Here is a 7,661-nt window from a genome sequence, read left to right as displayed (position 1 = left end):
GCGCATCGCCATGCGAAGCGACAAGACAGACAGATCATTCGCAGCAATGATTTATCTCACCGCCGCTATCATCAATTCACGGTAATTCCCAACAGACCCCAAAAAGCTTCGCAAGACACCGCCTTTTTGAAAAAAGGCGGTACCCGAAGACTTTTATTTACCATACCTGCGGACACGCCATTACCCGACGCAGAAGCATCGGGAGGAAAAACCGCAGCGATTTTATCATGGAGAAAAGATGGTGGAGCCAATGAGAATCGAACTCACGACCTCCTGAATGCCATTCAGGCGCTCTCCCAACTGAGCTATGGCCCCACAACATCGACCGGGTCGCATGGGAACGACCCGCTTGCCTGCCGGGGTATAGCGAGTGCCCCATGGCTTTGCAAGCCCCTAAATTCAGGTTCGTATCACCGCCTGCTTACGCAGGAAATCCAGCAGCGGCAGAAGCGGCAGGCCAAGGATGGCATCATGCGCGCCCTCGATACGGGCGAACAGGTGCAGTCCCGGTCCCTCCAGCCGGTAGGCGCCTACGGATGACAGGACGGCATCGCCCTCAAGCCGGAGGTAACGGTCCAGGAAATCCTCGCTGAAGGTCCGCATCCACAGGCGGGGGCGGGCGACATGATGCCAGACTTCCACACCGCTGCGCCACGCCACCACCGCCGTATGCAGGACATGCGCCTGTCCACGCAGCCGCATCAACTGCTGTCGTGCGACGGTCATGTCGGCAGGCTTGTCGAAGCATTCCCCATTGCATGACAGCATCTGGTCCGCACCGATCACGAGCGCACCGTCGGCAGGCATCCGTGCGGCCTTGGCCCGCGCCAGCGCCAGCGCCGTGGCATCGACATCATGTCCACTGGCGCGGCACTGTCGCCTGATTGCGTCCTCGTCCACGTCTGCGGCCTGATAACGTGCCTTTACGCCTGCGGATTCCAGCAGGCTACGCCGCGCCTGCGACTGGCTGGCGAGTACTATCGGCGGCGACTCGGCCTGTAATGAATCGGCCTTTAGTACTAAATTCGAGTCGTCGGGCATCTGGCGCTCCGTACTGCCAAAGTGAAACATGAAATCCGGGTCGGGGAGTACTCCGGGAGTACTGTGGTACATGGGGATGGTACTTCGCATGATTCTGCGCCGTACCGAGTACCGTGGATAAGCCGAACACCCCCCTGCACGCTGAGTTGTACACAGCCCCCTGTCGGGAAATTCTGGATAACTTTCCCTGATGGCCGAAAACCGCGTACCGGCAGGTTGTACACACTGTGGGAAAAATGGGGTACAAATTCGGAAACGTGGGTACCCCATCACTCACACCCCCTATTAACCCCTTCAAGAATTTCTTTCTCTTTTCTTTTATTGTTTAGGAATGGGAACCGCGCGGAACGTGGAAACACACTTCGGGCGCATCGACGCTGTTCGCTCGGCAAAAAGTACGAGATAGTCCCGCTGCAATGAAACTGAACGACGGACCGATGACCGAAACAGGCAAACCCCTTCTGCGTGCCCTTGCGGGAGAAGCGATCTGGCCCCCTCCGGTATGGCTGATGCGACAGGCGGGACGGTTTCTGCCTGAATTCCGGGCGCTGCGTGAAAAGGCGGACTTCATCACGCGCTGCATGACGCCAGACATGGCGACCGAAATCACCCTGCAGCCGATTCGACGCTTTGGCATGGATGGGGCCATCCTGTTTTCCGACATCCTGATCCTGCCCTGGGCAATGGGACAGTCGCTGGAGTTCATCCATGGTCGCGGGCCGGTGCTGGAACCTGTGCGCAGCCTGCGTGACCTCGAACGGCTTGATGTGAAACGGGTAGAAGCGGCGACCATGCCGGTCATGGAAACCCTGCAGCGGCTGCGGACCATCGTCGATGGGCCGGACCCGATTGGCGTTGCAAAACCGGGGCAGGTGACACTGATCGGGTTTGCGGGCGCGCCGTTCACCGTGGCCTGCTACATGGTGGAAGGGCATGGATCGCGTGAATTCGATATCACGCGTGGCCTGGCCTATTCCGATCCGGAATTCTTCGACCGCCTGATCGATACCCTGACCACCGCGACGGCAGACATGCTGTGCAACCAGATCGTTGCCGGGGCCGAAGCGGTGATGCTGTTTGACAGCTGGGCAGGCCTGCTGCCGCCGTCGCAGTTCCGGCGGCACGTCATCGCCCCGGCGCAGCGGATCGTAAAGATCATCAACGAACGCCATCCCGGCGTGCCGGTCATCGGCTTCCCGCGCCTTGCCGGCATCATGGCGGTTGAATATGGCCGTGAAACCGGGGTCAATGCGATGGCGCTCGACACCAGTGCGGACATGAAGGCGATTGCGGCGCAGCTTCCCGATACACTGACATTGCAGGGAAATCTTGATCCCCTGCGCGTCCTTGCCGGGGGCGAGGGCATGCGTGCGGAGGCCCGCGCCATCCGTGACGCGATGAAGGGACGGCCACATGTCTTCAACCTTGGCCATGGGGTCGTGCCCGCGACGCCACCCGAACATGTTGGCGACCTTATCGCGACCATCAGGGATATCTGATCATGTTACCTGCTTCCATCAGGCCCGATGGGCAACTGCAACTGATCATCTTTGATTGCGATGGCGTGCTGATCGACAGCGAAGGCCCGTCATGCCGCATGCTGGCGCGTGAACTGCGCAAGGTCGGCCTTGAAATCAGTGACGAGGATGCGGTCGACCGTTTCGCGGGCAAGGCGCTGACGGCGCTGAAGGAAGAACTGGAAGACCAGGCAGGGCTGAAGCTGGGCCGCGACTGGCCCACACAGATGCAGCACGCGCTGGTTGAACTCATGCGTTCGGAGGCGGAAACGATCGAGGGATCGGCCGCCATGCTGCGTGAAATCCGCGAACTCCGCATCCCCTACCGGATTGGATCCAATTCGTCGAAACTGGAGATGGACGCGAAATTCAGCCGTACGGGACTGGATGCACTGATCGCGCCGGATTGTATCCATTCCGCGCGCGACATGGGCAAGCCCAAGCCGGACCCGGCCGTCTACCTGTCCGCGGCACAGGCCGCAGGGGTCGCACCGGGAAACTGCCTGGTGCTGGAGGATACGGAAACCGGGGCAGGGGCCGCACGTGCCGCAGGCATGGCGTGCGTGCTGCTGCGCCCGCTTGACCTGCCGGCGACAAGCTGGCCGGGCCTGCTGCGGGTCGGGCACCTGACGGAATTCACGGCGCTGGTGAAGCGGATACTGCGCTCACAGGGACATGCCGCATGATGGCTGTGCTGTGGCCGTGGATGCTGTGGCTCAAGGCGTTCCACATCATGTCCATGGTCGCATGGATGGCGGGCCTGTTCTACCTGCCGCGCCTGTTCGTCTATCACTGCCAGGTGGCGGTGGGATCGGCGGAATCAGAACGTTTCAAGGTGATGGAATACAAGCTGCTGCGCTTCATCATGCTGCCGGCGATGTGCAGCACGTTCCTGTTTGGCGGACTGCTTGCGATGTTGCCGGGCCTGATCGACTGGCATGGCGGATGGTGGTGGACCAAACTGGTCGCGGTGTTCGGTCTTGCAGGGTTCCACGGGGCCTGCGTCTCATGGCGTCGTGCCTTTGCCGAGGACCGCAATACCCACCCCGAGCGTTTCTATCGCATGGCGAACGAGGTGCCCACGGTCCTGATGATGATCGTCGTCATCATGATTGTCGTGCGACCGTTCTGAATTCATAGTTCAGAAGATAAAAGTTTTTGGTGAAGCTTTTTCCAAAAAGCTTCAAAGGAACGCCGCCTTTTTGGAAAAAAGGCGGCACCCAAAAACTTTTATTACTTTATGGCTTACAGAAGCGACTTGCCCTGCTTCAGGACAGCATTACAGACCTTCTTGGTCACCTTCTGCTTCATGTTGCCCTCAAGCGAGGACAGCGAGAAGGTGTTGCCGTTCCCGGTGTCGAGGATGCCCTTCTGGCCGTTGGAGTAAAGCGGGCTGGACGTATCAAGGCCGCTCTTGCTCTTCAGCGAGGACAGGATCGTCGAAGGCGAATTGCCGCCAAGGTAGTTGTTCTCGACACAGTAGCTCAGCAGGCCCGTCACGTTCGAAGGGGCCAGCGAGGAGACGGAGGGAATGCTCAGGCCGCTGCCTGACAGTGCGCCCGCCGCGGCGTTGCCCAGCATCGAGGAACCGGATGAATTGCCACCCGAAAGGCCGGGCAGGCCCTGCGCATGAACCGGTGCCGCCGCAACCGCGCCGATGAGGGGAAGGGCGAGGCATGCCGCCGAAAGTTTCTTGAAGATGGACATCGGAACTCCTGAACCGTGTGGCCAGGCGCACATGGCGCGACAGAACCTGCTTCTGCCGTGGTGTGCACCGCACTCCCTAGCATTCCGCCTGACGGGTGGTTATGCAATCCCCACCATCAACATGGCATATATCTTGCCCAGCACCGGATACAGCACGTACTGGATCAGCAGCAGCAGCACAAGGGGGCTGAGGTCGATGTTCGCGACGGCGGGCAGGATGCTGCGGATGGGCTGCAGCAGGGGTTCGGTCATGCGTGACAGGAAATTGTAGATTTTCCACACCACGGGCTGACGCGGGTCCAGGATGCCAAAGCCCAGCAGGAAACTGAACAGGCAGGCCGACAGGACAACCCAGGTATAGAGCTGTATCAGTTCGAACAGCAGTTGGAACACGATGGTAACCAATGGGCCAACTTTCAAAACAGGGGAATGACCACGCAACGTAGCGTCCGTGATCATGGGTCACAATATCCATGGCCGCAGGGGATCATGAAAAACTGTTTTTCCGAAGGGCGACACGCCTTGACAGGCCGCAGGGTATGTGATTTATCGCTCTCCATGAAACGTGGGGCTGTAGCTCAGATGGGAGAGCGCCTCGTTCGCAATGAGGAGGTCAGGGGTTCGATTCCCCTCAGCTCCACCATGTTTCAGTCCAGCTCTCAAATGTTAAGACTGTCGTTTACGGGCGCCCTGCACCCGTAATGCCTCATGCTGTCTTCCGACAGGTTCCGGTTGATCGTTCCTTGTGGGCAGAGTAGAGATATCCGGCTTTTCCTTCCTGTGACGTCCTGGTCAGTCGACGGGTTGTCCTGTTTGTCCCTAGCAAAGAGAAAATATTAAACCAGCATGTCAGAACATCCCGTTGCTTTGAGGACGCGTCGTGAAGATGGACATTCCGTTGGAATGACAGGATCATCGGTCACGGGTCGTCGTCCCAGCCTGATGGGCCGCAAACCGTCCCGCCCCGGATGGGCCGTGGTCATGGTTGGCGTCGTGGGATGTCTCCTGGCTGGTTGCAATACCCTTCCCAGCAGTGGTCCGGAAGAGTCGGAAATCATCTCGCAGCAGAAAAACCCGAACAAGAACAGCCTCGGGTTCAAGATATTCCCCGTCACGGACCAGTTGGCTTCCTGGCTGGCGGAGGAAAAGCCCCCCCTGCTTTCCACCCTCAACACCACGTCCTATGTCCCCACGCATAATGACCGGCTGGGCCCGGGCGACCACCTGGCCATTTCGATCTATGAAATCGGCAATGGTGTCTTTACCGGCGGGATCACGACCTCGACCACCACCGACGCAGGCAACCTGACCTCCATGAGCGGGGTGGGCGGCGCGCCCCCGATCGGGGCGGTGCAGACGAACCTGCCCGTCGTGGAGGTCAATAATGACGGCAATATCTTCATTCCCTATGCGGGGAAGGTGCATGTCACCGGCCTGACGATTTCCGAGATCTCGCAGCGTATCAATAACAGCCTGAAGCATATTTCCACGCGGCCGGCGGTGATCGTGCGCCCGGTTCTCGATGAGACGAACGTGGTGATGGTGTATGGCGACGTCGTGAGGTCGGGTCGCATTGCGCTGACCCCCAACCAGGAACGCGTGCTTGATGTCGTGGCGCTTGCCGGCGGACCAAAGCAGTTGTCGGAAGACACGCTGGTGCAGTTGACGCGTGGCGACCGGATCGTGCAGGCACCGCTGAAACTGATCGAGCAGACCCCCGAACAGGACATCCCCCTGCAGCCGGGGGACCGGCTGGAACTTCTGTCCGAACCGCGCACGTTCACGGTTTTCGGTGCGAGTTCGAGGGTAACCGAAATAGCATTCGGAACTCCCCAGGTCTCCCTGGCGGAGGCATTGTCGCGGGCGGGCGGCGTTTCCGACGCGCAGGGTGACCCGACCGCCGTCTACCTGTTCCGGTTCGAGGACCGCAATATCGCGGCCAAGCTTGGCCTGCAGATCGACCCAGGGCAGGAAGGTGTGCCGGTCGTCTATCATCTGGACCTGATGAATACGCAGGATTATTTCCTCGCGCAGAAGATCCCGATGAAAAACAGGGACCTGATTTACGTCGCCAACGCCAAGATCAACAACTTCAACAAGTTCTTCAATCTGCTGAGCACCATCATCAGCCCGGGCATCACAGCCGCATGGCTGGCTAAATGATACTGACCCGGCCTGGTCGGGAATGGATGCTCCCGAAGCGGAAGATCAGCTAGCCGTGGCAGGATTTCCCGCCAGTGGTCCCGTCTGGCTCGACAGCCGCAACATTGGCATCAACGGGGGGACCGGGGTGGCAAGGTACACGCAGGACCTTGCCTCCTGTCTTGGTGACCTGGGGATACGCACGGCTTTCGTGGACAGTGGCGCGGCATCGCTCCCTCCGGGCAGGGCCGCCGCATTCCGGCGCTTCCTGCGGGCATTGCTGCCCCGGCGGCATGTTCATGACGCTCCCGGCGGGATGGGGCCTGCGAAGCCTTTCTGCATGGACCTGTACCGGACCGCCCATGTCAGGTTCAAGACCTTTGGCCGCCTGACGGCATGCCGCGCCGATACGCCACCGGCAGTCATGCACTGGACCTATCCCCTGCCCATGGTGATGGAGGGGTGCACGAATGTCGTGACCATCCATGACCTTGTGCCCCTGCTCAATCCGGGGCTGACGGGCATAGACCCGGCACGGTTTGCCCGGCTGCTTTCCGTCCTCCTGCGGCGGATGGACATGATCGTGACCGTGTCGGAAACGGTCCGCAGGCAGCTGATTGACATCATGGGCGTTCTTCCGTCGCGTGTCGCCAACCTGTACCAGATGGTTGATATCGATGTGCCTGCCGTGATGCAAAGCGCGCGCATCATCCCTCCGGACAGCCTGATCCATATGGGGCGTGTGGAATCACGCAAGAATATAGAACGCCTGATCGCGGCCTATGGCCAGAGCGGGTCGCACCGTCCGCTGGTGCTGGTCGGGCCGGACGGGGATGACCGTCCCGACCTGTCCCTGTCAGCAGGGCCGGGGCGTGTCATCCGTATCCCCTGGATCGACCGGATGTCGCTGCTGCGCGGACTTGCGGAAGCACATGCGCTTGTCTTCCCTTCGCTGGGCGAAGGGTTTGGCCTTCCCATTGTCGAGGCCATGGCGCTGGGCACGCCTGTCATCACGTCCCGTGGCATGGCGACGGAAGAAATCGCGGGGGGGGCCGCCTGCCTTGTGGACCCCTTTGATGTCAGGGACATCAGCGATGCGATCATGCGCCTTGACCGGCTTGGCAGGCAGGACAGCGCCTATCGTGATCTGGTTGGGCGCGGCCATGCAAGGGCCGAATTCTTCTCCCGGCAGGCCTATACCGCACGGTTGAAAGAATTTTACGCGAACATTTCTTGTCGTTAATATATATGTAT

General features: G+C 60.0%; 8 protein-coding genes and 2 tRNA genes. 6 read left to right on the top strand and 4 right to left on the bottom strand.

Going from position 1 to position 7,661, the window contains the following annotated elements; translation table 11 throughout:
* Window positions 1-239 precede the first annotated feature (239 nt).
* Window positions 240-315, bottom strand: a tRNA-Ala gene (locus KMAL_RS12210).
* Window positions 316-399: 84 nt separating this feature from the next.
* Window positions 400-1,041: a Maf family protein gene (locus KMAL_RS12205; protein ID WP_110095974.1), complete on the bottom strand. Its 642-nt coding sequence runs from the start codon at window positions 1,039-1,041 to the stop codon at window positions 400-402.
* A gap of 437 nt (window positions 1,042-1,478) precedes the next feature.
* On the opposite strand from KMAL_RS12205, the gene hemE reads away from it, so the two are divergent.
* The 3 genes from hemE to hemJ are packed head-to-tail and all read left to right on the top strand — an operon-like array spanning window position 1,479 to window position 3,690.
* Entirely contained in the window at window positions 1,479-2,540 is a 1,062-nt protein-coding gene (gene hemE, locus KMAL_RS12200; RefSeq protein WP_110095977.1) for a uroporphyrinogen decarboxylase, read from the top strand.
* A gap of 2 nt (window positions 2,541-2,542) precedes the next feature.
* Window positions 2,543-3,244, top strand: coding sequence for an HAD family hydrolase (locus KMAL_RS12195; protein ID WP_110095973.1), 702 nt, complete (start codon window positions 2,543-2,545; stop codon window positions 3,242-3,244).
* Complete coding sequence (gene hemJ / locus KMAL_RS12190) at window positions 3,241-3,690, top strand: protoporphyrinogen oxidase HemJ (protein ID WP_110095972.1); 450 nt, start codon at window positions 3,241-3,243, stop codon at window positions 3,688-3,690. Before KMAL_RS12195 ends, hemJ begins: the two co-directional genes overlap by 4 nt.
* Before the next feature lie 113 nt (window positions 3,691-3,803).
* Here the strand turns inward: hemJ and KMAL_RS12185 are convergent, their stop codons facing one another.
* Window positions 3,804-4,265, bottom strand: a complete 462-nt coding sequence (locus KMAL_RS12185; protein WP_110095971.1) for a YjjA family protein — start codon at window positions 4,263-4,265, stop codon at window positions 3,804-3,806.
* Between the two features lie 99 nt (window positions 4,266-4,364).
* A complete protein-coding gene (locus tag KMAL_RS12180) occupies window positions 4,365-4,670 on the bottom strand; it encodes a YggT family protein (RefSeq protein WP_180999817.1) in 306 nt (101 codons plus the stop codon).
* 162 nt (window positions 4,671-4,832) lie between these two features.
* Here KMAL_RS12180 and KMAL_RS12175 point away from each other — a divergent pair.
* From KMAL_RS12175 to KMAL_RS12165, 3 genes are all read left to right on the top strand, one after another.
* A tRNA-Ala gene (locus KMAL_RS12175) sits at window positions 4,833-4,908 on the top strand.
* A gap of 260 nt (window positions 4,909-5,168) precedes the next feature.
* On the top strand, window positions 5,169-6,428 hold the full coding sequence (locus KMAL_RS12170; protein ID WP_239020114.1) for a polysaccharide biosynthesis/export family protein: 1,260 nt from the start codon (window positions 5,169-5,171) through the stop codon (window positions 6,426-6,428).
* Window positions 6,429-6,483: 55 nt separating this feature from the next.
* Complete coding sequence (locus KMAL_RS12165; RefSeq protein ID WP_239020113.1) at window positions 6,484-7,650, top strand: glycosyltransferase family 4 protein; 1,167 nt, start codon at window positions 6,484-6,486, stop codon at window positions 7,648-7,650.
* Window positions 7,651-7,661: the final 11 nt, after the last annotated feature.

Origin of the sequence: Novacetimonas maltaceti (assembly GCF_002906255.1) — a bacterium.
GTDB classification, from domain to species: Bacteria; Pseudomonadota; Alphaproteobacteria; order Acetobacterales; family Acetobacteraceae; genus Novacetimonas; species Novacetimonas maltaceti.
This window is presented reverse-complemented; position numbering and strand designations above follow the sequence as displayed.

Excerpts from the sequence above, each read along its gene's own strand:
- hemJ (WP_110095972.1), top strand. The coding sequence starts at position 3,241 with ATGATGGCTGTGCTGTGGCCGTGGATGCTGTGGCTCAAGGCGTTCCAC.
- KMAL_RS12185 (WP_110095971.1), bottom strand. The coding sequence starts at position 4,265 with ATGTCCATCTTCAAGAAACTTTCGGCGGCATGCCTCGCCCTTCCCCTC.
- KMAL_RS12170 (WP_239020114.1), top strand. The coding sequence starts at position 5,169 with ATGACAGGATCATCGGTCACGGGTCGTCGTCCCAGCCTGATGGGCCGC.
- hemE (WP_110095977.1), top strand. The coding sequence starts at position 1,479 with ATGACCGAAACAGGCAAACCCCTTCTGCGTGCCCTTGCGGGAGAAGCG.
- KMAL_RS12205 (WP_110095974.1), bottom strand. The coding sequence starts at position 1,041 with ATGCCCGACGACTCGAATTTAGTACTAAAGGCCGATTCATTACAGGCC.
- KMAL_RS12195 (WP_110095973.1), top strand. The coding sequence starts at position 2,543 with ATGTTACCTGCTTCCATCAGGCCCGATGGGCAACTGCAACTGATCATC.